Raw genomic sequence first — 25,251 nt, 5'->3', positions numbered from 1 at the left:
CGTGTAAAAAAGTGGTGTATTGAGTGTTTTAACAAGTTAGTTTGAATGAAATGAGGAATGAAAATGAATGAATGTCTGTATGATCAATACTTTTTACTCTCACAAGAACAAATTTATTTTAAGACACACGAAAAAGAATGGGAAGAGATTACCAACAATCTGACTTTACTTATTGAAGCTCATCTTCGTTACCGATCTTCCCCATTTTTCAACGAAACGATATGGCAAAAAGAATTTAACGAGCATGCCCAATTACTCATTTTATTAGGTACGGTCCTTCAAAAACAGACACAATTCCTATCACCGTTTGGCCAAATTACAATTATCCCTCTTATCGATGAGAAAGGCAGGCATTATGACGGATTTGATTATCAAATAGATAGATGTTGAAAACATTGGAATATCAGGCAACATATTTCCTCCATGGTCAGGTCAAAGCATTGATTGGGTAAGAATAAAAGGTTCCCCTTGGTCATCAAGGCTGGAACCTTTACTTATGTTTCATTCCTTCTTTGCCAACTGTTCTGCTATGAAAGCCAGTCCATTGCATTGTTTTATCCGACTCTAAACATAAAAGAGCCCCCTATGTTATACCCTTATATTCTGAATCAACAAACTGTTAGGGAGCCAAACACAAAAGGCACAACTTACTGATAAATTGAAAAAGCTGTTCCAATCATGCTTAAATGAACATGAAAGCAATATCCTATCTTGTCCACACTCATCCTAGAAAGTGGGTGTACGCGTCAAATGACATACGCGTTGGACGAGTGAAGTGACACAACTCCCATGAAGATGGAGGACCATACAATGATGTATCTGCTCTATTTGTTTAGGCCTGGCGTGTATTATAACCGTTCTCTCCTTACTCATTTACCGGATATGGACTAATAAAAAGCATATTTACTCGTGGTTTATCATCATCATAGCAGCTTTATTCTTGTGTCTATCCATCTATCAATGTCTGCATGCATTCAACTTCATTTAGCGTTGGACGCAGATCCTTCGCAACACCAACAAACTCTTAAATTTCCTCAAAGTCAATTACTTATGCTCTTCCCTTTCTTTCTGGTCAAGCATAATAAAACTTTGCACCAATGTATCTCGAATATTGGGTAGGCTTATTTTTTGTTTTATTCTCAATGTATTTTTATCGTAAGTAATTATATATCCAGCATATTGATCTGATTGGATTTGTGAAAGAACATAAAGGTTTTCCTTGTCTACAAGCATATTTAAAATAAGAGGGTTGCTTTTCGTTACCTTTTCTACTTCATAATTTTGATTCAATTTCATGATGTATCCTTCTTTAGTAGATACATACAAATAGTTATGATCTGCAACCATTCGGTCGGGGTTATCATGTGGCAACAGCCGATACTGCACTTTCCAGTTTTTTGGATCCAGGGTGATCAAAAAGTTTGCATCAGATGGAGGACTTACAATTTGACCATGAAAAATGTCCATATCGTCTGCTCCGCTTTTTTTTACAGGTATCTTTCTTATGATCTTCCCAGTTCTCAATCCAATCACATATATATAACTCTTAGCCTCTGTATCACAAAAAACATATACATGATTGGAATCAAATGTAGCCATGCGAGCAAAGATCGGGAGATTAAGTCTTTTTATCTTATTTTTATACTTAATTTCTAATGTATTAATATCAACATTGGTATTAAATAATGTTACTTGATATCCATATTGATTATTGATGTAATTATGTACATTGAAATTTTTAGATCTAGTTATCTTCCCTTTTTGATCAATATGAACTAGCGATGAAGTAAGTTCAGATGGTAAGAAATAACCACCTCTCCCATCTGAGGCTATTTGGTAAATCCCTGTTACATCTATCTGCTACGATGATTTAGTCGTCCCGTTGGCATCAATCACGGAAAATTCGCTATCATCCTTCAGCGAATCGGTATATACGATCCCAAACTTCCCTAAATCCAAATCTATTTGATTGTTACTGCAAGCAGCCAATATCGCAGAAATTACAGTTATAGTAAAAATGAGGATTAACTTTCCTTTTTGCATCTTAGAAAAACACCCTCTTTATGGGAATAAGGGAGATTAGAGGGGGGAATCCCCGAACGTTCAGTATGAATTGTATACTATAAAATAAAATGTAGTCAATTTTATTATTTAATTTATCGGAAACATAATAGGTAACTTGTTTCAAAAAGTAGAAAAACGAGTATAGATCTGATCATATTGTCTTCCCTTCAAAATGCACCTTTTCATTTTTTACCTGTATTTCTGGAACTGGTGCTTCCTTTCCAGGAAGTTGATCTCCACATCCAACCAAAAGAAGCATGACACACAACACAAGCCAATTAACTATTTTACGCTTCAAGTTTATTCCCCCTCGGGATAAAAACCCTAAATCATCTTTCTATATCAGTTGTATTTCTTTTTCTTTTTTCCAATTCCTCGTAGAGAGTGAATGGCCATTTCTTTATGCAAAAAGACTAGGATGTAAATCACAGCTTCAGCACTTATAAAATTATTATCCAAAAAACAAATCAACAATATTCTTTGTTGTCGATCCGTTCGCGCGATAAAATTCGGAGTAACCGCAATTCTTGCACGATACGACTTTAAACTCATTATGTTGCACATCGAAAAAACGACTTAATCCCGTGCCTGTTGTGGCAATTTCCCCTACGGTTACTTCTTTTCCATTGCATTTAGGACAACCATTTCTCATCGCTCGATCCTCCACATCATTCAGTTGATAGTTATATACCCGTTTTTGAACAAACTTAGCTACCTGAGGTAGTGTGCATGTAGTAGCCCAAATAGAAAAGAGGGAGTATATTTCATCTTCCGAAATATTCGTATTATGATCTAAATGGATATGTACAAAAAACATTCAAATAAATGGATTATCAGGCCGTTTATCCTGCTAATTCCATATGATAAAATTACCATTTGTTATAGAAAGAGTAGAAGATTTATATTTCTTGCACACTCCATTTAAAATCGGAGGTCTATGATTGATTATGGAACTTGCAAAAAAGGAAGACACAGAAAAAAGCACTTCTCCCTTGCAGAAATTGCAAAATTCTTTGCCTCCTTGGGTGTCAAAATATAAACTCCCCCTGCTCATTATCGGATTGGGAGGACAACACCAACTCTCCCCTCCCTAAGCATGGGGAGTTGTCAATATGGAATTCATTGTATAGTATAAATAATATTATTGTTTTCTAAAAATATAAATGAGATGAATTATTGAAGTGATTTAAAGTGGCTTGGAGAGACGTTATCCTTAACAAAAGGGTTGATAAGCTTACACTAAAACAAGTACTGCTTGAGGTTTTTCAATCCAGTATTGAACAGTCGAAGATTGAAATAGATGAAATTAAAATTATTGGCGATATTACGGAAATGGCAAACATAGAAGAACATACACGATTAGTCTGTGAAGTCTCACTTTGTCAAAATGATGAGTTCATGTTCATGCTATCGATTAGTATTTTAGATGAACAATTATGGACTGAAAATGATATCGAGGTTGTCTCGAAAATTTGTTCAAAACTAGGTTGCAAGGCTTTAATTGAGGATGTTAATGAACTCGCTCCTAGGGTGTGTCTGGCAAATCAAGTTGATGGGGAAGAAGCGGCGGAAAACCTTTTCTCGAGGTGCGCCGATGCACAAGTGAAGCGAATGAGAAAATGGTTTTGGAGCCGCTGGCCTATTCATCAGACACGCCCTAGTATTATGTTTCTTGTTCATCCCGATGGACGATATGAACATATTACGGTAGATCCTGATGCACTTGATGGTTTTCCTGTAGAGGATTCGTATTTTAAAGGTTGATAATACCGGGAGCTATAAACGCAAATATGTTTGTTCTTGCGATCTTTATAACATATAAATAACCTCTCCTTTTCTTCACATCGTTGACCTAAGACCAAATCTAAAAAAAGCCGCCCCACCATGATGGTGGGACGGCTTTTCTTCATTTGGCGGAGAGGGTGGGATTCGAACCCACGGATGCCTCACGACATCGGCGGTTTTCAAGACCGCTGCCTTAAACCACTCGACCACCTCTCCATGATGGCAAAAGTAAGTTACAGATATTAATTATACAGATTTTTTTGCGATTGTCAAATGAAAAAACAAAGTGGTTCGGGAGCGGAGCCATCAGGGTATCCGCCCCCTAAATACTTATTTCCCCAAAATTTCCAACCCGCCCATGTACGGTTGCAACGCTTTGGGAATGCGGATGGTGCCGTCGGCCTGTTGGTGATTTTCAAGAATCGCGGCCACGGTGCGTCCCACCGCCAAGCCAGAGCCGTTGAGGGTGTGCGCAAACTCCGGCTTCGCTTTGGCATCGCGGCGGAAGCGAATATTGGCGCGCCGTGCTTGGAAGTCGCCGCAGTTGCTGCAAGAGGAGATTTCACGATATTGGCCGTTGCTTGGCATCCACACTTCCAAGTCATACGTCTTGGTTGCGCTAAAGCCCATGTCGCCCGTGCACAAGGTGATGACACGATACGGAAGCTCCAGCCGTTGCAACACCGTTTCGGCATTGGCTACCATCTTCTCCAATTCATCATACGATGTCTCCGGTTGGACGATCTTGATCATCTCTACCTTGTTAAATTGGTGCAAACGAATCAAACCACGGGTGTCTCGGCCCGCCGAACCCGCCTCAGAACGGAAACAGCTCGTATACGCGGTGTAATACTTGGGCAGGTCATCGCCGTTCATGATCTCGCCTGCATGATAGTTGGTCACCGGCACTTCCGACGTCGGAATCAGGAAATAATCCTGATTGTCGGCCAATTTGAAAGCATCCTCCTCAAACTTGGGCAGTTGCCCCGTTCCCGTCATTGCCTGCCGGTTGACGATATAAGGGGGAATCATCTCTGTGTACCCATGCTCAGTGGTGTGCAAGTCGAGCATAAAGTTGATCAAAGCCCGTTCTAATCGTGCCCCCAACCCTTTGTAGAAAACAAACCGTGAACCAGCGACTTTGGCCGCCCGTTCAAAATCGAGGATGTCCAGATCCTCCGCGATTTCCCAATGAGGCTTCACTTGATGATCCGTTTGCGGCACCTCACCCCAAGTGCGAACCACAACATTTTCTTCTTCCGAAGCACCCACTGGCACGCTCTCGTGTGGCAAGTTGGGCAGAGTCAAGAGCAAGCCTTCCAATCGCTCATCCAACTGACGCAGTTCTTCGTCCAACTGCTTAATCTCGTCCCCCACGCGACGCATCTCCAAAATTTGCTCTTGGGCGTCTTCTTTGTTCTTCTTTTTCTCCGCGATTAATTTGGAAACGACATTGCGCTGGTTTTTCAACTGTTCAGTTTGCTGAATCAGTTCACGGCGGCGTTGGTCGAGATCGACAAACGCATCTAATCCGGACAAGTCGCCCCCCCGCGTTTGCAACCGTTGTTTGACCTCTTCCAATTGGCCACGCAACAATTTGATGTCTAACATCAAGGCACCTCCTATCATGAATCAAAAAAAGGGCCTCCATCCACAAAAGGGACGGAAGGCCCGCGTTGCCACCCTTATTGACCCATAAGCGCACACGCTTACAAGTCCGCTCTAACGAGATATCGGCTCGCTCCGTCAGCACTTAGGCGGGACGATCCCGCGGTCGCACCTCGCTCTGAGGGTGGATTCGCTGGCGACCCGGGACGACTCCCACCAACCGTCGCCTCTCTAAGCCGGTATCCTCCAGCTACTATTCCTCTTCATTGCGGTTCGCATCATATAAAAATGTGTTGTTCTATTATATCCTATTTTGCCACATTTGTAACCATCGATTCGCGCACCATCTCAACAAAATAGGCGTGAAAACGGACATCATCCGTCAACTCTGGATGGAATGCCGCACAGAGCAACCGATCCTGTCTCGCCGCCACGATTTTGTCTTCGATGACCGACAGCACTTCCACACCCTCGCCCACTTTTTCTATATAGGGGGCACGGATAAAGACGGCTGGAAACACATCAGCCACGCCCTGGATCGCCAAGTCCGCTTCAAAGCTTTCACGCTGGCGTCCGAAGGCATTGCGCTTCACATCGATGTCCATCAAATCGAGATGGGGTTCATCTAGGTTCTCCACCCGTTTGGCAATCATGATCAATCCTGCACATGTGCCGAAAATGGGTTTCCCCTGCTCATGCAGTCGCATGATCGGCTCCCGCAATCCATATTGCCGCATCAGCTTGCCGATCGTGGTCGACTCGCCACCTGGGATCACCAATCCGTCCAAGTCGGCCAGTTCATCGGCACGTTTGACCGCCACCGCTTCCGCCCCGGCCATTTCAAGCAAGCGGATATGTTCCCGCACTGCTCCTTGCAAAGCGAGTACACCAATCTTCATCGTTCGAAACCTCCTACCAACCGCGTTCTTGCATCCGTTCAGCCGCGCTCAGTTTGGAGATTTCCAGACCGGTCATCGGTTCTCCCAAACCTTTGGACACTTCTGCGATTAACTCGAAGTCTTCATAATGGGTCGTCGCCTGCACAATGGCTTTCGCGTATTTCTCCGGATTCTCCGATTTGAAGATACCCGAACCGACAAAGACACCATCTGCGCCCAGTTGCATCATCAGCGCTGCGTCGGCCGGAGTTGCCACCCCACCGGCTGCAAAGTTGACCACAGGCAGACGACCGGTCTCGTGAATTTGCAACAGCAATTCAAACGGTGCACCCAATTGCTTAGCTTCTGCCATCAACTCATCACGAGACATGCTTTTCACTTTGCGGATCTGGCTTTGCATCATGCGCATATGGCGAACCGCTTCCACGATATTCCCCGTGCCTGGTTCCCCTTTGGTGCGGATCATGGAAGCACCTTCACCAATACGGCGCAAAGCTTCACCCAAGTCGCGCGCCCCGCAGACAAAAGGCACAGTGAATTGCGATTTGTCGATGTGGTACAAGTCATCTGCCGGTGTAAGCACTTCACTTTCATCAATGTAGTCCACACCCATCGCTTCCAACAGGCGCGCTTCCACGAAATGTCCAATCCGCGCCTTCGCCATTACGGGAATGGTTACCGCATTCATCACTTCTTCGATGATCGTTGGATCCGCCATGCGGGCCACCCCGCCGGCCGCACGGATATCTGAAGGAACGCGCTCTAGCGCCATAACTGCCACAGCACCAGCTTGTTCCGCTATTTTCGCTTGCTCCGCGTTGACGACGTCCATAATTACGCCGCCTTTTTGCATTTCGGCCATGCCGCGTTTTACCCGATCAGTTCCTGTCTGGCGAGTTGTCATCTTTGTTGCCCCCTATAGCCTTATCAAAATGGTCGAGAGGCGATCTGCCTTTCCTCTCTCATTTATTATAAAGAATTATGGCCATTTGAAAACAACCTAGTTAAACCAGCCCTTGATCGTATCTCCTGCTTTGCGGAAAAACAGGCGGAACTCACTAGCTTGTTCCACTGGTGCAGCGGCGACCATTTGGATCGGCGCTACCCCTTTGACAGGCTGATTTTTGTACAGCAATTTCGCCTCGCCAACCACATCCCCTTTGTTGAGCGGGGCTTGGACACCCTTGTTAAACGTCACTTGGATGGTGTAATTTTCCTCTTCACCGATACGAGCAGGGACCACCAGCTTTTCATTGGCTACCACGGGAACGGTCCGTTCCACCCCATTAGGAAGGGCGAGCGTTTCTTTTCCCCGAATCTTGCCATTCTGGGCGATCCATTCCTTTGGTTGGAAGGAGCCGAAGCCATAATCCAACAACTTCTTGGTCTCCGCAAACCGTGCATGGTCGGAGCCGGTGCCCATCACAACTGAAATCAATCGATAACCTCTTTGTTCGGCCGTCCCTGTGAAACAATATCCGGCACGGTTGGTATGTCCCGTCTTCACTCCGTCGACGCCTTCATAAAATTGGTTAAACCCTGGCAGCATTTTGTTCCAGTTTGGTTTTTTCTGAGCGTGATCCGTGCCTTCAAAGAACGTGGCCTCCGTCATGGCGGTGGTTTGCAACACTTCCGGATAAGTGCGGATCAATTCTCTCGCCAAAATGGCCGAATCCCGGGCTGACATCACATGGTCACCAGAAACTTGAGGTGGATCAGGATACAAATGCAAGTCCAAACCAGAAGCGCAGCGATAATGAGTATGTACCATGCCTAAAGCCTGCGCTTTTTGGTTCATGAGCTCCACGAACCCTTCTTCCGTTCCCCCCACATGTTCCGCAAGAGCCACAGTCGCATCATTGGCAGAGTAGACCAACATCGCCGTGAACAACTCTTTTACCGTCACCTTTTCGCCTGCTTTAAGAAACAGCTGGGCTTCTTCAATGTTGGCAGCTCGTTGACTGACGGTGACTACATCTTCCCACTTCAGTTTGCCTTCGTTGATTTTATCCAACACAACAAAAGCCGACATCATCTTGGTCATGCTGGCTGGCGCCCTCTCTTCATCCGCCTTAAACTCCCCCAGAACGGCGCCCGAGTCAAAATCCAGCAAAATATATGACTTCGCTTTGATATCCGGGGTCAATTCCTCTGCCGACACTGCGATCGGCAAGAAGAAAAGGGCGGATATGGACAGCAAAACAAAAAGCGCGATCATTCGCGCAATGCGCATAGATTTCATTTTTTGTCCTCCCACCCAAAATCATTTTAAAACAAGCGTGCCGATCCGCCATATTTAAGCTGAAAATGGAGAGCTGAATGATGAGCCGAGGGCTTTGCTGTTTGTATCAGAGAGGCCCTCGATCCGTCGTTCAGCATCCCTTTCCATTTCATGGCTGATCGACTCACGTAATTTATAAATGAACATTTATATTCAAAAAGGACGATAATCTGATATTAAATATATCAGAAAAGGAGAGCAAAAAGAAATGAACAAGCAGAAAAGTTCTGCTTGTTCACAAAAACGCCGTTTATACGTGGTAGTTTGGCGCTTCTTTGGTGATTTGTACATCATGCGGATGACTCTCGCGCAAGGAAGCTGAAGTGATGCGGATAAACTGGCTTTTCTCCTTCAGATCAACCAGCGTGGCAGCACCGCAATATCCCATACCAGCCCGGATTCCCCCGACCAATTGGTAGACTGTATCAGCCAATGGCCCTTTGTATGGTACACGTCCCTCAATGCCCTCAGGCACCAGCTTTTGCTCGTTTTCTTGGAAATAACGATCCTTGCTTCCCGCTTGCATTGCACCGATTGAACCCATGCCGCGATACACTTTGAAGCGGCGTCCTTGGAAGATTTCCGTTTCTCCTGGAGATTCCTCCGTGCCGGCAAACAAGCTACCCAACATCACCGCATCAGCGCCTGCTGCCAACGCTTTGACGATGTCCCCAGAATAACGGATTCCGCCATCGGCAATAATCGGCACGCCATACTGACGGGCTACGTTGGCACAATCATAGATCGCGGTCACTTGGGGCACGCCGATTCCCGCAACCACGCGAGTGGTGCAGATCGATCCTGGGCCGATACCCACTTTCACCACACTGGCGCCCGCTTCAATCAAGTCGCGCGTACCTTCGCCGGTGGCCACGTTTCCAGCGACGATAACGAGATCGGGGTATTGCGCTCTCAACGCGCGAACCGTTTCCAACACACCTGCCGAATGACCATGAGCCGTATCTACCACGATCAAGTCCACTTCCGCTTCTACCAATGCGGCAACACGACGCATGGTATCTTTGGACACGCCAACCGCTGCCCCAACCAACAGGCGCCCTTGGCTGTCTTTGGCTGAATTGGGGAAGAGGGTTGCCTTTTCAATATCCTTAATCGTAATAAGCCCTTTAAGGATGCCCTGATTGTCAACCAGCGGCAATTTTTCAATCTTATGTTGTTGCAAAATCACTTCCGCTTCAGCAAGTGTCGTCCCCACAGGTGCCGTGACGAGATTTTCTTTCGTCATCACTTCAGAAATGGGGGTGGAAAAATTACGCACAAACCGCAGGTCACGGTTAGTGAGGATTCCAACCAATTTGCGTTGTTCATCGACGATCGGCACGCCCGAAATGCGGTATTTAGCCATCAATTCTTCCGCTTCGTGCACTTTATGTTCAGGCGTCAAATAAAAGGGATTGGTAATCACTCCGCTTTCGGAACGTTTAACCCGATCCACTTCTTCCGCCTGCTCTTCAACTTTCATGTTTTTATGAATGATTCCGATGCCACCTTGTCGCGCCATGGCAATGGCCATCGCTGACTCGGTGACGGTATCCATCCCCGCACTGATCAAAGGTATGTTCAACTGTACCTTGTCCGCCAGCTTGGTGGCCACACTGACATCGCGCGGCAAAACTTCAGACTTGGCCGGAACTAACAACACATCGTCAAATGTGAATCCTTCTTTGGCAAATTTCTCTTCCCACATACCTCACTATCCCCTTTGGCCCTGAGTTTTTTTTGCAAGTTTAACAAGCCTTACACAATACTGTCAAGAATTCGCCCGACAAACATTGGTTTTCCACGAGCTTCCCGAAGTTATCCACAGGAACTGTGCATAACTATGGCGATATTGTGGATAACTTGTGGGATACTTGTTTTTTTATTTCCAAGGAAATAATTGCGGTTCGGTGCTCTTCTTGTGGTGTAGTATGTCCATATTGCCATAAGTCATTGGTATCCTGTGTCCACCGTTTCGCTGTCCAGAGGGCGAACCCTCATCGCTTTCGCAACTTTTCCGGCCACACTTTAACTCAGTTATAGCATGCAACTTTTTTTCTTACAATAAGCGTAGCTAAAGCCCCATGGATAGGGAGGTGACACGCACATGGACATTCAGTCAATCAAACTCATCCGCACCGAAAATCCCGAGCGTTGGTTGTGGGCAGCATTCATGCCCTTCCAAAACGAAGAGACGGCTCGCCGCTATTTGGTGAGCGCTTATTCCCGTGCGCAGGCAGAGCATCCCGACCGTTTGGCCTACCGCAATGTGCCTGCCTTCACCTCATACATGAAACAGGCTGTTGCCCTGATCCAAGACAGTGGCCGTAGTAACCAGCCTTGGGCTCGCCCCATCCTGCTTTATTATGGCATGATGAGCATGTTCAAAGCGTGGCTCTTGACCCGCCTGCCCGATTACCCCCAAAACGCCACGGTTTTACGTCATGGACTGTCCACCCGCAAAAGAAAGCGGAATGGTTTTCGCTTTGTTGAAGATGACATCCGGATTCAACGAGAAGGGTTGTTTCCCATCGTCGCGGAAGCACTTCATCTCCCTGCACAAACGGGTGAAAGTTATACGGCCAAAGACCTGTTTGGTTTTATTGCGGAATTGCAACCGACCTATCGGCTCCTTTTTGAACAGGAAAGCTTAATCCCTGTGTTTTTTTCGCGTTCTGACGATGACATCCTCCTACACATCCCCGAACGGGTGCAGGACTACTTTCATTGCTCTGCGGAGCGCCTTGCGGACAAATTGAACCGCGTGGGCTCCATCGCCTTTTCCGCAGTGGAATCCGGCAAAGCTGCCGGTCATCTGACATTGCGGGTGACGATTGACCCAAGCTCCTCCGTCCTTTGTACCGCGGAATCCGTCTGGTTAAATTTCCAGCACCCTTGGTTTTATGAAGACAAAAAGGGCGACCATTACCTGTGGTTAGGAAATGGCCGCCCTATCGCTCCGATCCCAGAGCTTTTAGCTCACCTGATGTTGCTCTTTTCTCTTAGCATGTTGTGTCGGTATGATCCGCCGTTATGGGGAGAAATCATGTTGGACAACCAACATGCTGAGCAAATCCTCATTAATGAATTGCTTGATTTAGTACCACGGAAATTCCCGCAGCTGATGCTAGCTATCTTCACCGGGGAGAAATCCGTCTTACGTGTCGAGTGAGGGAGTACACCCCGCTCACTCTTCGGTCGGCGCAGAGGCGGCTTCCAACTCACCTTCATCATCATCGGTGTTCACTTTAGCCACCGCCGCCACTTCATCATCGTCCAGCTTAATCAGTCTCACGCCTTGTGCATAGCGACCCATGATAGAGATCTCGTTCACATTGAGGCGAATCACAATGCCGGACTGGGTGACAATCATGAGATCCTCATCGTCGGAAACCACTTTGTGTCCGATGACATCCCCTTTTTTCTCTGTCAAGCTGAGTGTTTTTATGCCTTTACCACCGCGGGATTGCACACGGTATTCTTCCATCGGTGTTCGCTTACCATAGCCGTTGCGAGTAACGATCATCACGTTTTTGTCCGGGATGACGATATCCATATCAATGACCCGGTCGTCCTCACCCAAGGTGATCCCTTTCACCCCGGTGGCGGAACGTCCCATTTCCCGCACTTCCATCTCAGGGAAACGGATAGACATACCGCCTTTGGTTCCCATGATGACTTCCTGATTCCCGTCAGTCAAACGGACACCAATCAATTCGTCGCCGTCGCGCAGATTGATCGCGAACAAGCCGTTGCGGCGAATGTTTTCGAATTCGCTGAGAGCGGTCTTCTTGACCACCCCTTCTGCGGTGCCGAAGAAGAGATACTGGTTGGCGGCGAATTCTTTTACCGGAATGATCGCTTGAATCCGTTCATCCTGATCGATTTGGATCAGGTTGATGATCGCCGTTCCTTTGGCTGTCCGTCCTAATTCAGGCACTTCGTAAGCTTTCAAGCGATACACTTTCCCTTTGTTGGAAAAGAAAAGCAGATGATTATGGGAATGGGTGACAAAGATGTGTTGGACAAAGTCGTCGTCACGTGTCCCCATGCCGGTGATCCCTTTGCCACCGCGGCGCTGAGCTCGGTAGGTGGAAAGCGGCATCCGCTTGATGTATCCCCGATGGGTCATCATGATCGCCACTTCATCTTCCGGAATGAGATCCTCTTCCTCGATGTTGTCCACGTCCACCTTGATCATGGTGCGACGCTCATCTCCATAAGTTTCCTTGATTTCGATGATTTCTTTGCGCAGAACCCCACGGATTTTGCCTTCATCGGCCAAGATGGCCTTCAACTCAGCGATCAGCTTCTGCAACTCTTGGTATTCGCTTTCGATTTTTTCACGTTCCAAACCGGTCAACCGGTGCAAACGCATATCCAAGATCGCTTGCGCTTGCTTCTCGCTCAAGCCAAACGATTCCATCAGGCCGGTGCGAGCCTCAGCCGTATTGGCGGACGACCGGATCAGGGCGATGACCTCATCGATCTGGTCAAGCGCAATCCGCAACCCTTCCAAGATGTGGGCCCGCTCTTCCGCCTTGTTGAGTTCGAATTGCGTGCGTCTGCGAATAACTTCAACCTGATGCAAAATGTAGTAATGCAATACTTCCTTCAGATTGAGCACTCGCGGCTGGCCATCGACGAGAGCCAGGGTGTTTACGCCGAAGCTCGTTTGTAAGCTGGTATGCTTGAAGAGATTGTTGAGAACCACCCGCGGATTAACGTCACGGCGTAATTCCACCACCACGCGCATACCGTTGCGGTCGGACTCATCGCGCAAATCGGTGATGCCCTCAATTTTTTTGTCGCGCACCAAATCGGCGATTTTCTCAACCAGTTTAGCTTTGTTGACTTGATACGGCAGTTCTTCAATAATGATCCGCATCTTGCCATTGCCCGCTTCTTCAATGCGCGTTTTAGCCCGGATCTGAATGCTGCCGCGACCCGTGCGGTATGCCTTTCTTATGCCATCATAACCAAGGATGATGCCCCCGGTCGGGAAGTCAGGACCTTTGATGATCTTCATCAAGTCGTCCACGGTGGCTTCCGGATTTTCTAGGAGCAGCAAAATCCCGTCAATCACTTCCCGCAGGTTATGGGGAGGAATATTGGTTGCCATCCCCACGGCGATCCCCGATGCTCCGTTCACAATCAAGTTGGGGAAACGCGCCGGCAACACAAGCGGCTCTTCTTGCTGCCCGTCATAGTTGGGCCCGAAATCAATGGTGTCCTTCTGAATGTCCCGTAGCATTTCCATGGTGATCGGGGCCATTCTGGCCTCGGTGTAACGCATGGCCGCCGGGGGGTCGCCATCGATCGACCCGAAGTTCCCATGTCCGTCAACAAGCGGATAACGGTAGGAAAAGTCCTGAGCCATCCGCACCATCGCATCATACACCGCCACATCTCCGTGAGGGTGGTACTGCGCAGTCACGTTACCGGTGACACGGGACGATTTTTTGTACGGTTTGTCAGGGGTCATTCCCAACTCATACAGCGTGTAAAGAATTCGCCGATGCACAGGCTTTAACCCGTCACGCACATCGGGAAGAGCACGGCTGACAATGACGCTCATCGCATAATCCAGGAAAGAAGTTTTCATTTCCTGGCTGATATTTATTTTCTGTATCCTTTGCATATCTGCCATCTTTTCATCTCCCCGTTACTTACCCACTGCTCTATACATCGAGATTCGCCTGATTCGCGTATTCCTGGATGAACTCGCGCCGCGGTTCAACCCGGTCGCCCATCAGCATCTCAAATACCGAATCCGAATCGATCGCATCTTGGAGGGACACTTGCAACAATGTTCTTGATTCCGGGTCCATCGTCGTTTCCCACAGCTGGGTTGCGTTCATCTCGCCCAACCCTTTGTACCGCTGGATTTCGATTTTCCCGTTCTTTCCTTCAATTTCCTTGAGAATTTCTTCTTTCATCCGGTCATTATACGCGTAACGAATCGTTTTGCCTTGCGTGATTTTATATAAAGGCGGCTGTGCGATGTACACGTAGCCGTGTTCGATTAACGGGCGCATGTAGCGGTAGAAGAATGTCAACAAAAGGGTACGGATGTGCGCCCCGTCAACATCGGCGTCCGTCATGATGACGATTTTATGATAGCGCGCTTTTTCGATATTGAAGTCGTCGCCAATACCCGTTCCCAAAGCGGTGATAATGGTGCGGATCTCTTCGTTGGACAAGGCCTTGTCAAGCCGAGCCTTCTCTACGTTGAGCACCTTCCCCCTCAGGGGCAAAATCGCTTGGAACATCCGGTCGCGCCCTTGTTTGGCCGTTCCTCCCGCAGAGTCCCCCTCCACGATGAACAATTCGCTTTCAGCGGCGTTCCGCGAGGTACAGTCAGCCAATTTCCCGGGCAATGAGCTTACTTCAAGAGCATTTTTCCGGCGGGTCAACTCGCGCGCTTTCCGGGCCGCTTCCCGTGCCCGTGCAGCCATGACCGCTTTGCCGATCACTTTCTTCGCCACCGCTGGATTCTCCTCCAGGTAGGTTTGGAAGTGTTCGGTAAACAGTTGCTCCGTCGCCGATCTGGCCTCACTGTTGCCCAATTTGGTTTTGGTCTGTCCTTCGAACTGCGGGTCAGAAATCTTGACACTGATGATCGCGGTCAAGCCTTCGCGCACGTCATCACCAGTCAAGTTGCTGTCGTTATCTTTCAGCAAGTTGTTACGTCGGGCATAATCGTTGATGACCCGTGTCAACGCCGATTTGAAGCCGGCCTCGTGCGTTCCACCTTCATGGGTGTGAATATTGTTGGCGTAAGAGTAGATGTTGGAGGAGAAAGAATCATTGTATTGCATAGCGATCTCCGCTTGAATCGACTCTTTCTCGCCTGAAATATAAATCGGCGGTTCGTGCAACACTTCCCGATTGCGGTTCAAGTGTTCAACATAGGATTGAATGCCGCCTTCATATTGGAAGACGACGTGTTTCCCTTCACCGCGTTTATCCTCCAACATAATTTTGATGCCCCGGTTTAAAAACGCTAATTCTCTAAGCCGGGACTGTAGCGTCTCAAAATCATAAACCGTCGTCTCGGTAAATATGGTGGGGTCCGGTTTAAATGTCACCGTTGTCCCTGTTTCTTCCGTTTCGCCGACGACTTGCAAGTCATGTTCCGGCACCCCACGCCGATATGACTGGCGATGGATTTTGCCTTCCCGCTTTACTTCAACTTGCAACCATTCGGACAGGGCGTTAACGACAGATACGCCTACCCCGTGCAACCCGCCGGAGAACTTGTACCCTTCCCCGTCGAATTTCCCACCGGCGTGCAATACGGTCAACACCACTTCTACAGCCGGGCGGCCCATTTTGGGATGAATCCCGACCGGAATACCGCTTCCGTTGTCAATGACGGTCACGCTGTTATCTTCGTTAACGATCACTTGGATCGTGTCGCAACGACCGGCCAGCGCCTCGTCAATGCTGTTGTCCACTACTTCCCACACCAAGTGGTGCAATCCGCGGCTTGATGTCGAACCAATGTACATCCCGGGACGTCTCCGAACAGCTTCTAAACCTTCAAGTACCTGAATCTGTGTTTCATCATAATTGGTTTTATTTACGGACACGTTTGGTCACCTGCTTCCTTATCCAGAACTACTTGAAATCCAACCACAGGTCATTTCCACGGCTTCTGGCTCTGATCCGCCCTTTTTTTCAAGGTGGTTGATGAGATGGGCGAAGCGAACACGCGATCTTTGGTAATCACGTAGGACTTGACCTCATCTGGGGAAATGTGTTCCAGCCTCCCCGCTTTTTTGGCTAATTGTACAAAATGCGCCTCATTGGGCGCTTGTTCCGTCGCGCCTGCATCCAAGATGGCCACCACCTCCCGAATGCATATCATGCGACTGCCTCCCAGGTGAATAAACACCTTATCCCCCCAGTTCTGTGATGCTCCCTTGCCGCACCTGATAAATGCGGGCCCGCGCAATCGTTTCGGGGTCAATCCCCTCCAAGCCGGTCGTGGTGACAAATGTTTGCACTTTCCCGCGAATCGCCTCAAGCAAATGCGTTTTGCGTGAATCATCAAGCTCTGACAACACATCATCTAATAATAAAATTGGATAATAGCCCGTTTCTTGGCGGATGAGTTCAATTTCAGCCAATTTCAGGGACAAGGCGGCGGTGCGCTGCTGTCCTTGAGAGCCGTACAAATGCAAATTTAATCCGTTTACAGACAAATAAAGGTCATCCCGATGCGGTCCGACCAGCGTGCTGCCGCGCATCAGTTCTTTATCCCTCTTCTGTTCCAATTCCTGTTTCAGTAGGTTACCCCATTCTTGTTCATCTTGCAAAGCGGATATCGGCAAGGAAGAGCGGTACTCCACCAGGAGTTCTTCTTGCTGGCGGGTGATCGCGCGGTGGATCTCTTTGGCCCATTCTTGCAAAGAGGCGAGGAACTGAAAGCGTTTTTTCCACAATTGAACGGAGATGTGGATAAACTGTTCATCCAACACCTCCAGCAACGAAAACTGAGCGTTTCTTTTTTGCGCCAACTGCTTCAACAAGCTATTGCGCTGCGTCAACAGTTTGTTCAGTTGGGTCAGGTTGTGCACATAAGTGGGGCTGACTTGCCCGATCTCCATATCTAAAAAGCGCCGCCGGATTTGCGGGCTTCCTTTGACGATAGCGAGATCTTCTGGAGCAAAAAGGACAGCGGGCAACGTGCCGATGTATTGGCTCAGCTTTCGCTGTTCGATGCCGTTTCGAATCACTTTTTTCCCTTTTTCGGAAAGTTTTACTTCGAGGCGCACGCCCTGCTGTCCTCTTTTTACGCTCGCTTTGATGTTTGCATGATTTTGGCCAAACTGGATGAGATCCTTGTGTGAACGGGAACGGTGGGATTTCCCCAACGCCAAACAATACAACGATTCAAGCAGATTGGTCTTCCCTTGGGCGTTGGGGCCCACAAAGAGATGAAGCTCTTCCGGACAGGAAAGAGAGACATCACTTAAATTACGATAATGTTTGCATTCCAAGCTTTCTACACGCAAGCGGGGTTCCTCCCTTAGTCTTGGACCACTTGCACCGAACCAAAACCATCCACTGCCACAATATCTTGTGGATAAAGCTTTCTTCCCCTTCTCGTTTCCACTTCACCGTTCACTTTCACTTCAACATCCATGAGGAAGTGCTTGGCCTGTCCTCCACTGTCAATCATATCTAACATTTTAAGCAATTGGCCCAGTGTAATATAAGAGCCTTCTATGTGAATTTTTTTCAAAATGGCAAACCCTCCTATGCCCGTCATCGGGTGCGAATGGGGACGATCAAGTGCAAAGAATCCTCGCGGGCAGTGGGCAGGATGAGAAACGGCGTCATCGGTCCGGTGAATTGGATGCGAATCTCGTCGCTTTCAATCGAACGGAGGGCCTCCATCATATACCTCGCATTGAAAGAGATGCTCAGCTCTGGTCCATTCACTTTCGCGACCACTTCTTCCGTAACGCTTCCGATATCTTGAGCGGCGGAATTGACTTCTACTTTTCCGTCTCTTAACGTCCATTTTATCACATTATCCCGTCCATCCCGACTAATAAGCGACGCACGATCAACGGATTGTAACAATTCTTTGGTGGAAGAGATCAATTCCGTCTCCCCATTTTGCGGAATGACACGATTGGTGTCCGGATACATCCCTTCCAACAATCTGGAGTAAAATTCCAATCCATCTGTTTTGGCAAGCAGTTGGTTTTCGGCGACGATGATATCCACAACCCCAGTGTAATCGGCCAATGTTTTGGCAAGCTCTGACAAGCTTTTGCCGGGAACGATCACATTGCTGAGCGAGATATCCTCGGAGCCCTCCACGCTAGCCTGCTGCTTGGACAAGCGGTGGCTATCTGTTGCCACACAGGTGAGAACTCCCCGCTCCAATTGAAACAGCACACCTGTCAACACCCCACGCGCTTCATTGGTTGCCACCGCAAAACCGGTTTGGCGGATCAAGGACTTCAACGTGTCTGCAGAAATGCTAAACATCTGGTCTGTGGATAAGTGTGGCAACCGCGGATATTCTACTGGATCAAATCCGTTCAAATGAAATTCGGCTGTTTCGGAGCGAATCGTTGCTTGGAATTTCTCATTGACCACCCATTCTACTTGATCACCTGGGAGTTTGCGCACCAAATCGGCAAAAATACGGCCGGGCAGAACGACACTACCCATTTTTTCCACAAATACTTGTTCTAAATCATCTTTCTTCTTGGGTACACGTACTTGAATGGTGATATCGGAATTACTCCCCGTCAGAGCGAGTCCCTCTTCATCGGCTTGAATTTTCATCCCTGTCAAGATAGGAATGGTCGTCTTGGAAGATACCGCTTTGGATACTTGCGATACGGCATCAACCAGAGCTGTTTTGGCCACACGGAACTTCATCATTCATCCTCCTTGTATGTAAAAACAAAATAAAAAAGGTAAGGGGATTGAGTCATCAACAAGGTGCCTGTTTCATATATATCTTTTTTTAAAAACAGCAGTAATAGTAATAGGGCCTGTGGATAATGTGTATAAGTGGGTTAAACCTAGATGAACAGCCTATACACGGGTGTGGAAAAAGTGTGCATAGGCTGTCCCTAGTTGTCCACATCATTCACAGGGCTGTGCAAAAAGTGAAGACTTCCACTTAAAAATAGAAAGAGAAAAACGCCGTTCACAAGTTAGACAAAAAATTCGACATCGGGATTTCTATATAAGAAGAATAATTCCCTCAAGCGGGTTGCTAGGGTTATGATCTGCGTTTGATGCGGCTTGTCAACTCGTTGATCGCCTGTTCCAGCTGTGGGTCTTGAGTTAGGACGCGGCTGATCTTCTCATGGGCGTGAATCACTGTGGTGTGGTCGCGTCCGCCGAAATCTTCCCCGATCTTGGGCAGAGAGTGGTCTGTCAATTCACGGCAGAGGTACATGGCGATTTGGCGCGGGAAAGCGACCGACTTGGTTCGCTTCTTGCTTTTTAACTCCTCCACACGCAACCGGTAGTAATTGCACACTTCCTGCTGGATGTCCTGGATGCTGATTACCTTGGGGCGCGAATGCGGCATGATGTCTTTCAACGCTTCGGCTGCCAACTCCGGCGAAACCGGCTGGTTCATCAGCGCAGAGTAAGCGACGACCCGGATGAGCGCCCCTTCCAGCTCGCGAATGTTGGTGTCGACGCGGTCGGCGATAAAGGCGAGGACTTCGCTCGGAACATCTAAATTATCAGCTATCGCCTTCTTGCGCAATATCGCAATCCGGGTTTCAAGATCAGGCGGCTGCACGTCGGTGATCAAGCCCCATTCGAATCGGGAACGCAACCTATCTTCCAGCGTGGGGATCTCTTTGGGCGGACGGTCGCTGGAAATGATGATTTGTTTGTTGGCTTCATGCAGGGCGTTGAACGTGTGAAAGAATTCTTCCTGCGTCTGTTCTTTTCCCGCTAGAAATTGAATATCGTCTATTAACAAGATATCCACGGAGCGGTATTTGTTTCGAAATTGAATCGTCTTATTGTCCCGGATCGAATTGATAAATTCATTGGTGAATTTTTCGGACGAGATGTAGACGACACGGCTCGATGTTGAGTGTCCCAGCACATAATGGCCGATGGCGTGCATCAAGTGGGTTTTCCCCAGGCCGACGCCCCCATAGATGAAGAGCGGATTGTAAGCTTTGGCTGGCGCTTCCGCCACCGCCAAGGAAGCGGCATGGGCGAAGCGGTTGCCAGACCCGATCACGAAGGTGTCAAACGTATAGCGCGGATTCAGTTGTGACTTGGCCGGAGCCTCTTCTTCCGGCGTTTCTGGAACGTGTTGCGATGGAGCCTCGTCTTGATCGTCGTTTTTTTCGGCGGTGTGGCTGACAAATTTCACTCCGAGTGACGAGCCGGTTACTTCGCGTAAGGTGTCCCGCACGAGGTCGGCATACCGGGACTCCAGCCAATCGCGCGCAAAATCGTTCGGAGCAGACACAATGAGGATATCCGCCTCCAAATCGACGGCTTCCGTCGCCTTCAGCCAGGTTTCGAAACTGGGCTTGCTGATCTTGTCTTGTATAGCTTCAAGTGTTCTTGCCCATAATTCCTGTATGTGAGCCACTTGAACCCCTCCTTTGCGACAGTTTATTGACAAAATATGGACAGAGACGTGTCCAAACTGAAACAGATTTATGAAACCATTTATGCACAGGTTTTCCCCTGTATTCATAAGCGTTTGAGGCAGTTATCAACACAACTCACAGGCTGTGGATATTTTTTTTCACAGGCTGTGGAAAGAGACAAATCGACTTATCCACATTGTGTGGATAAAGAACCATCAAACGACAATTATCCACAAGAAAACAAAATAAGAATATCAAAAGATACCAGTATTTACAATGAAAAATAATAAGTTATCCACAATCCACAAGGGATTGCGTCAACAGTTATTAACAGGTGTGGATGTTGTGGACAGATGGAGGATAATGTCGGGATAACGCGTGGATAGAAAACCCTATATCCACATGTGGATAACTGCTTGTGCACAAATCCCGTTCCTTGACAGGGCACAGTTCACCTAGCTATAATGAGAGAGATTGCCCATCGGTATGTAATCCAAGTAAGTTACAGAAGGGAGGGTTCCTGGTTGATGGATTCCCTATCTGGTTACCAACATGGTTGCTTCACCAGATAGTGGGCTGATAAGACCAGGTCGTCTATATGAAACGCACTTATCAACCAAGCAAGCGCAAGCGCAAGAATGTCCATGGTTTCCGTGCTCGCATGGCAACCAAAAATGGTCGCAAGGTATTGGCGCGCCGCAGAAGAAAAGGAAGAAAAGTATTATCCGCTTAATTGGCCACTCACTGATGTGGCCTTTTTTCCTATCTTCTTATATCCCCTCTGTTTAATTCGCCCGCTTTTGCTCTATAATGGTGATTGATTGGTACTTTTGTTTGGGAAGGAGCCGTCTCTTTGCAACAGGAATATCGTCTAAAGAGGCGAAACGATTTTACAAGGGTTTTTCGAGCGGGACATTCGGTGGCGAACCGCCAATTTGTCGTTGTGATGTACGCACGCAAGGATGAAGGGCTTCCGCGCATCGGTGTTTCCGTCAGCAAAAAAGTGGGAAACGCAGTAGTGCGCAATCGAGTGAAGCGGTTGATCAAAGAAGCGATGCGGGCTTGGACTTCCCATTTGCAACCGCACACCGACTTCGTGGTTATTGCCCGCAACCCTGCCAAGGACATGGATTACCATCAAGTGAGGTCAAGCCTTTACCATGTGCTGAACAAAGGAAAAGCCTTTGCGAAAAAGCCGCCGCATCCACTTTCAAAATAAAGAGGAGATCGGGATGAAAGCGTTCGCCCTAGGCCTAATAACATTTTATCGTCGGTTTATCTCACCTTTGAAGCCGCAGCCTACCTGCCGTTTTGTGCCTACCTGCTCCGAGTATGCACTGATCGCGATTCAGCGCCACGGTGTTGTCGTGGGGGGGTGGCTCACATTGAAAAGGTTGCTCAAATGTCATCCCTTTCATCCTGGCGGATTTGATTATGTACCAGAGAAATCCGTGAAGCGGACGGAGAAACGGACGGACCAATAATAAATATGGAAGAGATGAGGGGGGCACTCCCGTGTTGAAACATAAGCGTAGCATCGCCATCCTGATGCTGTTTGTGATGGCTGTTGTCATGCTGACTGGCTGCACGCCAAACCAACAACAATATAAGATTGATTATGAAAATCCAAGTTTGTGGCAGAAGTTCTTAGTCATTCCCATGTCTGATTTGTTGGACTGGTTTAAGGTGTTGCTCGGCAACTATGGCTGGTCGATCTTGGTGGTTACCTTCCTTGTGCGCTTGATCGTGTTCCCGCTCACATGGAAACAGCAACAAAGCTCTAAAGCGATGCAAGAATTGCAACCGCACATCGTAAAAATCAGAGAGAAATATAAAAACAACCAGCAGAAGTTGCAGGAAGAGACAATGAAGCTGTTCCAAAAGCACAATATCAATCCTATGGCGGGTTGTTTTCCCATGCTGATCCAAATCCCTATTTTGTTTGCGTTTTACCAAGCGATCATGGGAAATGAGCATATCTTCACATCTGATTTCCTCTATCTTGAATTGGGACAACCAGACCCTTATTATATTTTGCCTCTGTTGGCGGCGTTTACTACGTATTTGCAATTTATCGCTACCGGTGCAGCGGATAACCCACAAACCAAGGTGATGCTCTGGATCATGCCGATCATGATCTTTTTATTGGCGTATCAGTTTCCGTCGGCACTCTCCCTGTACTGGGTGTATGGGAACATTTTCACGATTCTCCAGTATTTGATCTTCTTCAATAAGAAAAAAGTGAAGGGCAATGTATCGGAGGGGACTGCTCGTTGACGAAAGTGACCGTCGAAGCAGAAACAATCGAAGAGGCGCTCGACCAGGCCTGCGCCCAATTACGGACTTCCCGCGACCAGATTTCCTATCGGGTGCTGTCTGAACCGAATAAAGGATTGCTTGGTATCATCGGTCGGCGCCAAGCCGTGGTGGAAGTCACGCTTATGGAGGATCCCGTCCAAAAAGGGGTGCGCTTCCTGACGGAGTTGGTCGCTAAGCTCGGAGTAGAGGCGAAAGTGCATGTCCACACACCACTCGATGAGCAGGATGCCGTGGTGTTGGAGTTGGTCGGGAAAGAGCTGGGGCCGCTCATTGGACGCAGGGGCCAAACGATCGAGGCTTTGCAATTGTTGACGCATACGGTGGCCAACCGGGGGGCGGAAACCCCGGTTTGGTTCCAATTGGATGCTGGCGGGTATCGGAAACGCCGTTTGGACCTCTTGGTGGGCGTCACCGAAAAGGCGGTGGCGGAAGCACAAGCGAAAAAAGGTTCTGTGGAGCTTTCACCGATGCCTGCGCATGAGCGGAAACTGGTGCATCTGATCGCCCAGAATCATGCGGGCATCGACACGCGGAGCGTCGGCGTCGAACCTGAGCGCCGCGTGGTCATTGAGTGGAACAGTCAAAGCTGAATCACGGAGAGCTTTGTCGATAAAATAGCTGCTTTCCACTCATGACGCCGTGTAAAACGAAAAGCGCAATAATCGGGCTCACGCCACTGTTTACGAAAGTTCGTCTCTCCCCAAATCGGGGAGTTTTTTTGTTTACTAATCTGTTTTGCTTGCCGTTTCAGGCTATGCTAAGATTAACTATTAGGAAAATCTTAGAGGTGACACAATGGAGACGGATACAATCGCAGCGGTCGCGACACCGGCGGGCGAGGGAGGGATCGCCGTCATACGGGTGAGTGGTCCCGAGGCGGTGTCGATTGTCGACCAACTCTATAAAGGGAAAAAGAAATTGGCTGAAGTGGAGACGCATACGGTGCATTATGGGCATGTCGTGCATCCGCGGACAGAGGAACGGATAGATGAAGTGCTGGTGACGGTGATGCGTGCACCGCGCACCTTCACCCGCGAAGATGTGGTGGAAGTGAGTTGCCACGGCGGGATGGTTCCTGTGCAAAAAACGTTGGAAGCGTTATTTGCGGCTGGCGCCCGGTTGGCTGAACCGGGTGAATTTACAAAACGCGCCTTTTTGAATGGCCGGATCGACCTTTCGCAAGCGGAGGCGGTGATCGACCTGATCCGGTCCAAGACGGATCGGGCGGCCAAAATTGCCCTGTCTCAGGCGGAAGGGCGGCTTTCCCGGTTGATCAACAAACTGCGTAGCGAAATTCTGGAGACGTTGGCTCATTTAGCAGTGAATGTTGATTATCCCGAGTATGATGCGGAAGAGATGACCTCTCAATTTTTGGAGGGGCGATGCCGCTACATATCTAGCCAAATCGATAAATTGCTCTCCACCGCCAAACAGGGAAAAATCTATCGCGAAGGGATTCAAACGGCGATCATCGGGCGCCCCAATGTGGGGAAATCTTCGTTGATGAATGCACTGACTCAAGAGAATAAGGCCATTGTGACGGATATACCGGGCACCACCCGCGACGTCATCGAAGAGTATGTGAATGTGCGGGGGATTCCTTTGCGTTTATTGGACACTGCCGGCATTCGCGAGACGGAGGATGTGGTGGAGAAGATCGGGGTAGAACGTTCGCGTCAAGCATTGCAACAAGCCGATCTGGTGTTGCTGGTACTTAACTTTGCCGAACCGCTTGCCGAGGAGGATCGGCGGCTGTTGGAGCTGATTGGGCGCCATACGGCAGTGGTCATTGTCAATAAAATGGATTTGCCGGGTCAATTGGATTTGGAGGAGGTCAAGCAGCTGATCGGCGACAAGCCGCTGATCACCACCTCGTTGAAAGAAGAGCGGGGCATCGAAGATTTGGAAGAGGCGATTTCCCAACTCTTCCACTTGGGCAAGATGGACATGGGAGAGGGAACGTATGTGAGCAACGCGCGGCACATCCACTTGCTAAACCAAGCCAAGGAAAGCGTGGATGAAGTGATTCAGGGAATCGAAGCGGGGATGCCGCTGGATATGGTGGAGATTGACCTGAAGAACGCTTGGCAATACTTGGGCGAAGTGATTGGGGATGCCGTGGCGGAGGATTTGATCGATCAAATATTTTCGCAGTTCTGCTTAGGAAAATAGAGAATGGGGTGAC

General features: G+C 48.3%; 24 protein-coding genes, 1 tRNA gene and 1 other annotated feature. Of the genes, 9 read left to right on the top strand and 16 right to left on the bottom strand.

Annotated elements, in window-relative coordinates:
• Positions 1–63 precede the first annotated feature (63 nt).
• Positions 64–390: a hypothetical protein gene (locus tag CLV36_RS04410; protein WP_106341858.1), complete on the top strand. Its 327-nt coding sequence runs from the start codon at positions 64–66 to the stop codon at positions 388–390.
• Between the two features lie 654 nt (positions 391–1,044).
• Here CLV36_RS04410 and CLV36_RS04405 read toward each other — a convergent pair.
• The 3 genes from CLV36_RS04405 to CLV36_RS04395 form a co-directional block, all read right to left on the bottom strand.
• Complete coding sequence (locus CLV36_RS04405; RefSeq protein ID WP_106341857.1) at positions 1,045–1,533, bottom strand: hypothetical protein; 489 nt, start codon at positions 1,531–1,533, stop codon at positions 1,045–1,047.
• Positions 1,534–2,215: 682 nt separating this feature from the next.
• Positions 2,216–2,362, bottom strand: a complete 147-nt coding sequence (locus tag CLV36_RS17155; protein ID WP_181352821.1) for a hypothetical protein — start codon at positions 2,360–2,362, stop codon at positions 2,216–2,218.
• A 153-nt stretch (positions 2,363–2,515) separates the two neighbouring features.
• On the bottom strand, positions 2,516–2,716 hold the full coding sequence (locus CLV36_RS04395) for a zinc ribbon domain-containing protein (protein WP_102991164.1): 201 nt from the start codon (positions 2,714–2,716) through the stop codon (positions 2,516–2,518).
• Between the two features lie 539 nt (positions 2,717–3,255).
• Between CLV36_RS04395 and CLV36_RS04390 the strand changes: the two genes are divergently transcribed.
• Complete coding sequence (locus CLV36_RS04390) at positions 3,256–3,828, top strand: hypothetical protein (RefSeq protein WP_106341855.1); 573 nt, start codon at positions 3,256–3,258, stop codon at positions 3,826–3,828.
• Between the two features lie 147 nt (positions 3,829–3,975).
• On the opposite strand, the gene CLV36_RS04385 is transcribed toward CLV36_RS04390, so the two are convergent.
• From CLV36_RS04385 to guaB, 6 genes are all read right to left on the bottom strand, one after another.
• Positions 3,976–4,065: transfer RNA gene (locus tag CLV36_RS04385), tRNA-Ser, on the bottom strand.
• Positions 4,066–4,179: 114 nt separating this feature from the next.
• On the bottom strand, positions 4,180–5,460 hold the full coding sequence (gene serS / locus CLV36_RS04380; protein ID WP_106341854.1) for a serine--tRNA ligase: 1,281 nt from the start codon (positions 5,458–5,460) through the stop codon (positions 4,180–4,182).
• 44 nt (positions 5,461–5,504) lie between these two features.
• Positions 5,505–5,733 (bottom strand) — a binding site (T-box leader).
• A gap of 32 nt (positions 5,734–5,765) precedes the next feature.
• Positions 5,766–6,356, bottom strand: a complete 591-nt coding sequence (pdxT, locus tag CLV36_RS04375) for a pyridoxal 5'-phosphate synthase glutaminase subunit PdxT (RefSeq protein ID WP_106341853.1) — start codon at positions 6,354–6,356, stop codon at positions 5,766–5,768.
• 13 nt (positions 6,357–6,369) lie between these two features.
• Positions 6,370–7,260, bottom strand: coding sequence for a pyridoxal 5'-phosphate synthase lyase subunit PdxS (gene pdxS / locus CLV36_RS04370; protein WP_022737269.1), 891 nt, complete (start codon positions 7,258–7,260; stop codon positions 6,370–6,372).
• A gap of 96 nt (positions 7,261–7,356) precedes the next feature.
• The gene (locus CLV36_RS04365) at positions 7,357–8,598 is read right to left on the bottom strand and encodes a D-alanyl-D-alanine carboxypeptidase family protein (RefSeq protein WP_106341852.1); all 1,242 of its coding nucleotides are present in this window, start codon (positions 8,596–8,598) and stop codon (positions 7,357–7,359) included.
• Positions 8,599–8,887: 289 nt separating this feature from the next.
• Complete coding sequence (gene guaB / locus CLV36_RS04360; protein WP_102991130.1) at positions 8,888–10,345, bottom strand: IMP dehydrogenase; 1,458 nt, start codon at positions 10,343–10,345, stop codon at positions 8,888–8,890.
• A gap of 399 nt (positions 10,346–10,744) precedes the next feature.
• Between guaB and CLV36_RS04355 the strand changes: the two genes are divergently transcribed.
• Positions 10,745–11,809 (top strand): YaaC family protein, encoded by a 1,065-nt coding sequence (locus CLV36_RS04355; protein ID WP_106341851.1) that lies wholly within the window; start codon positions 10,745–10,747, stop codon positions 11,807–11,809.
• Positions 11,810–11,824: 15 nt separating this feature from the next.
• On the opposite strand, the gene gyrA is transcribed toward CLV36_RS04355, so the two are convergent.
• From gyrA to dnaA, 7 genes are all read right to left on the bottom strand, one after another.
• Positions 11,825–14,287, bottom strand: a complete 2,463-nt coding sequence (gene gyrA / locus CLV36_RS04350) for a DNA gyrase subunit A (protein ID WP_102991128.1) — start codon at positions 14,285–14,287, stop codon at positions 11,825–11,827.
• A gap of 31 nt (positions 14,288–14,318) precedes the next feature.
• Entirely contained in the window at positions 14,319–16,232 is a 1,914-nt protein-coding gene (gene gyrB / locus CLV36_RS04345) for a DNA topoisomerase (ATP-hydrolyzing) subunit B (protein ID WP_106341850.1), read from the bottom strand.
• Positions 16,233–16,282: 50 nt separating this feature from the next.
• Complete coding sequence (gene remB, locus CLV36_RS04340) at positions 16,283–16,537, bottom strand: extracellular matrix regulator RemB (RefSeq protein WP_102991126.1); 255 nt, start codon at positions 16,535–16,537, stop codon at positions 16,283–16,285.
• Between the two features lies 1 nt (position 16,538).
• Positions 16,539–17,660, bottom strand: coding sequence for a DNA replication/repair protein RecF (recF, locus tag CLV36_RS04335; protein WP_106341849.1), 1,122 nt, complete (start codon positions 17,658–17,660; stop codon positions 16,539–16,541).
• Positions 17,661–17,674: 14 nt separating this feature from the next.
• On the bottom strand, positions 17,675–17,890 hold the full coding sequence (gene yaaA / locus CLV36_RS04330) for a S4 domain-containing protein YaaA (RefSeq protein ID WP_022737277.1): 216 nt from the start codon (positions 17,888–17,890) through the stop codon (positions 17,675–17,677).
• A gap of 23 nt (positions 17,891–17,913) precedes the next feature.
• A complete protein-coding gene (gene dnaN / locus CLV36_RS04325; RefSeq protein ID WP_106341848.1) occupies positions 17,914–19,047 on the bottom strand; it encodes a DNA polymerase III subunit beta in 1,134 nt (377 codons plus the stop codon).
• 349 nt (positions 19,048–19,396) lie between these two features.
• Positions 19,397–20,746: a chromosomal replication initiator protein DnaA gene (gene dnaA / locus CLV36_RS04320; protein ID WP_181352820.1), complete on the bottom strand. Its 1,350-nt coding sequence runs from the start codon at positions 20,744–20,746 to the stop codon at positions 19,397–19,399.
• A gap of 599 nt (positions 20,747–21,345) precedes the next feature.
• Here dnaA and rpmH point away from each other — a divergent pair.
• From rpmH to mnmE, 6 genes are all read left to right on the top strand, one after another.
• Entirely contained in the window at positions 21,346–21,480 is a 135-nt protein-coding gene (gene rpmH, locus CLV36_RS04315; RefSeq protein WP_083464932.1) for a 50S ribosomal protein L34, read from the top strand.
• 120 nt (positions 21,481–21,600) lie between these two features.
• On the top strand, positions 21,601–21,966 hold the full coding sequence (gene rnpA, locus CLV36_RS04310) for a ribonuclease P protein component (RefSeq protein WP_022737280.1): 366 nt from the start codon (positions 21,601–21,603) through the stop codon (positions 21,964–21,966).
• Between the two features lie 13 nt (positions 21,967–21,979).
• Positions 21,980–22,231, top strand: coding sequence for a membrane protein insertion efficiency factor YidD (gene yidD / locus CLV36_RS04305; RefSeq protein ID WP_022737281.1), 252 nt, complete (start codon positions 21,980–21,982; stop codon positions 22,229–22,231).
• Between the two features lie 76 nt (positions 22,232–22,307).
• The gene (locus tag CLV36_RS04300) at positions 22,308–23,024 is read left to right on the top strand and encodes a YidC/Oxa1 family membrane protein insertase (protein WP_083464936.1); all 717 of its coding nucleotides are present in this window, start codon (positions 22,308–22,310) and stop codon (positions 23,022–23,024) included.
• Between the two features lie 5 nt (positions 23,025–23,029).
• Positions 23,030–23,656 (top strand): RNA-binding cell elongation regulator Jag/EloR, encoded by a 627-nt coding sequence (gene jag / locus CLV36_RS04295; RefSeq protein ID WP_245888284.1) that lies wholly within the window; start codon positions 23,030–23,032, stop codon positions 23,654–23,656.
• Positions 23,657–23,861: 205 nt separating this feature from the next.
• Positions 23,862–25,238, top strand: a complete 1,377-nt coding sequence (gene mnmE / locus CLV36_RS04290; RefSeq protein ID WP_106341845.1) for a tRNA uridine-5-carboxymethylaminomethyl(34) synthesis GTPase MnmE — start codon at positions 23,862–23,864, stop codon at positions 25,236–25,238.
• Positions 25,239–25,251 lie beyond the last annotated feature (13 nt).

This window comes from Laceyella sediminis (genome assembly GCF_003003125.1).
In the GTDB taxonomy this organism is placed as follows: Bacteria; Bacillota; Bacilli; order Thermoactinomycetales; family Thermoactinomycetaceae; genus Laceyella; species Laceyella tengchongensis.
This window is presented reverse-complemented; position numbering and strand designations above follow the sequence as displayed.

Excerpts from the sequence above, each read along its gene's own strand:
- CLV36_RS04410 (WP_106341858.1), top strand. The coding sequence starts at position 64 with ATGAATGAATGTCTGTATGATCAATACTTTTTACTCTCACAAGAACAA.
- CLV36_RS04395 (WP_102991164.1), bottom strand. The coding sequence starts at position 2,716 with ATGAGAAATGGTTGTCCTAAATGCAATGGAAAAGAAGTAACCGTAGGG.
- serS (WP_106341854.1), bottom strand. The coding sequence starts at position 5,460 with ATGTTAGACATCAAATTGTTGCGTGGCCAATTGGAAGAGGTCAAACAA.
- pdxT (WP_106341853.1), bottom strand. The coding sequence starts at position 6,356 with ATGAAGATTGGTGTACTCGCTTTGCAAGGAGCAGTGCGGGAACATATC.
- pdxS (WP_022737269.1), bottom strand. The coding sequence starts at position 7,260 with ATGACAACTCGCCAGACAGGAACTGATCGGGTAAAACGCGGCATGGCC.
- CLV36_RS04365 (WP_106341852.1), bottom strand. The coding sequence starts at position 8,598 with ATGAAATCTATGCGCATTGCGCGAATGATCGCGCTTTTTGTTTTGCTG.
- guaB (WP_102991130.1), bottom strand. The coding sequence starts at position 10,345 with ATGTGGGAAGAGAAATTTGCCAAAGAAGGATTCACATTTGACGATGTG.
- CLV36_RS04355 (WP_106341851.1), top strand. The coding sequence starts at position 10,745 with ATGGACATTCAGTCAATCAAACTCATCCGCACCGAAAATCCCGAGCGT.
- gyrA (WP_102991128.1), bottom strand. The coding sequence starts at position 14,287 with ATGGCAGATATGCAAAGGATACAGAAAATAAATATCAGCCAGGAAATG.
- dnaN (WP_106341848.1), bottom strand. The coding sequence starts at position 19,047 with ATGAAGTTCCGTGTGGCCAAAACAGCTCTGGTTGATGCCGTATCGCAA.
- rpmH (WP_083464932.1), top strand. The coding sequence starts at position 21,346 with ATGAAACGCACTTATCAACCAAGCAAGCGCAAGCGCAAGAATGTCCAT.
- yidD (WP_022737281.1), top strand. The coding sequence starts at position 21,980 with ATGAAAGCGTTCGCCCTAGGCCTAATAACATTTTATCGTCGGTTTATC.
- CLV36_RS04300 (WP_083464936.1), top strand. The coding sequence starts at position 22,308 with ATGGCTGTTGTCATGCTGACTGGCTGCACGCCAAACCAACAACAATAT.
- mnmE (WP_106341845.1), top strand. The coding sequence starts at position 23,862 with ATGGAGACGGATACAATCGCAGCGGTCGCGACACCGGCGGGCGAGGGA.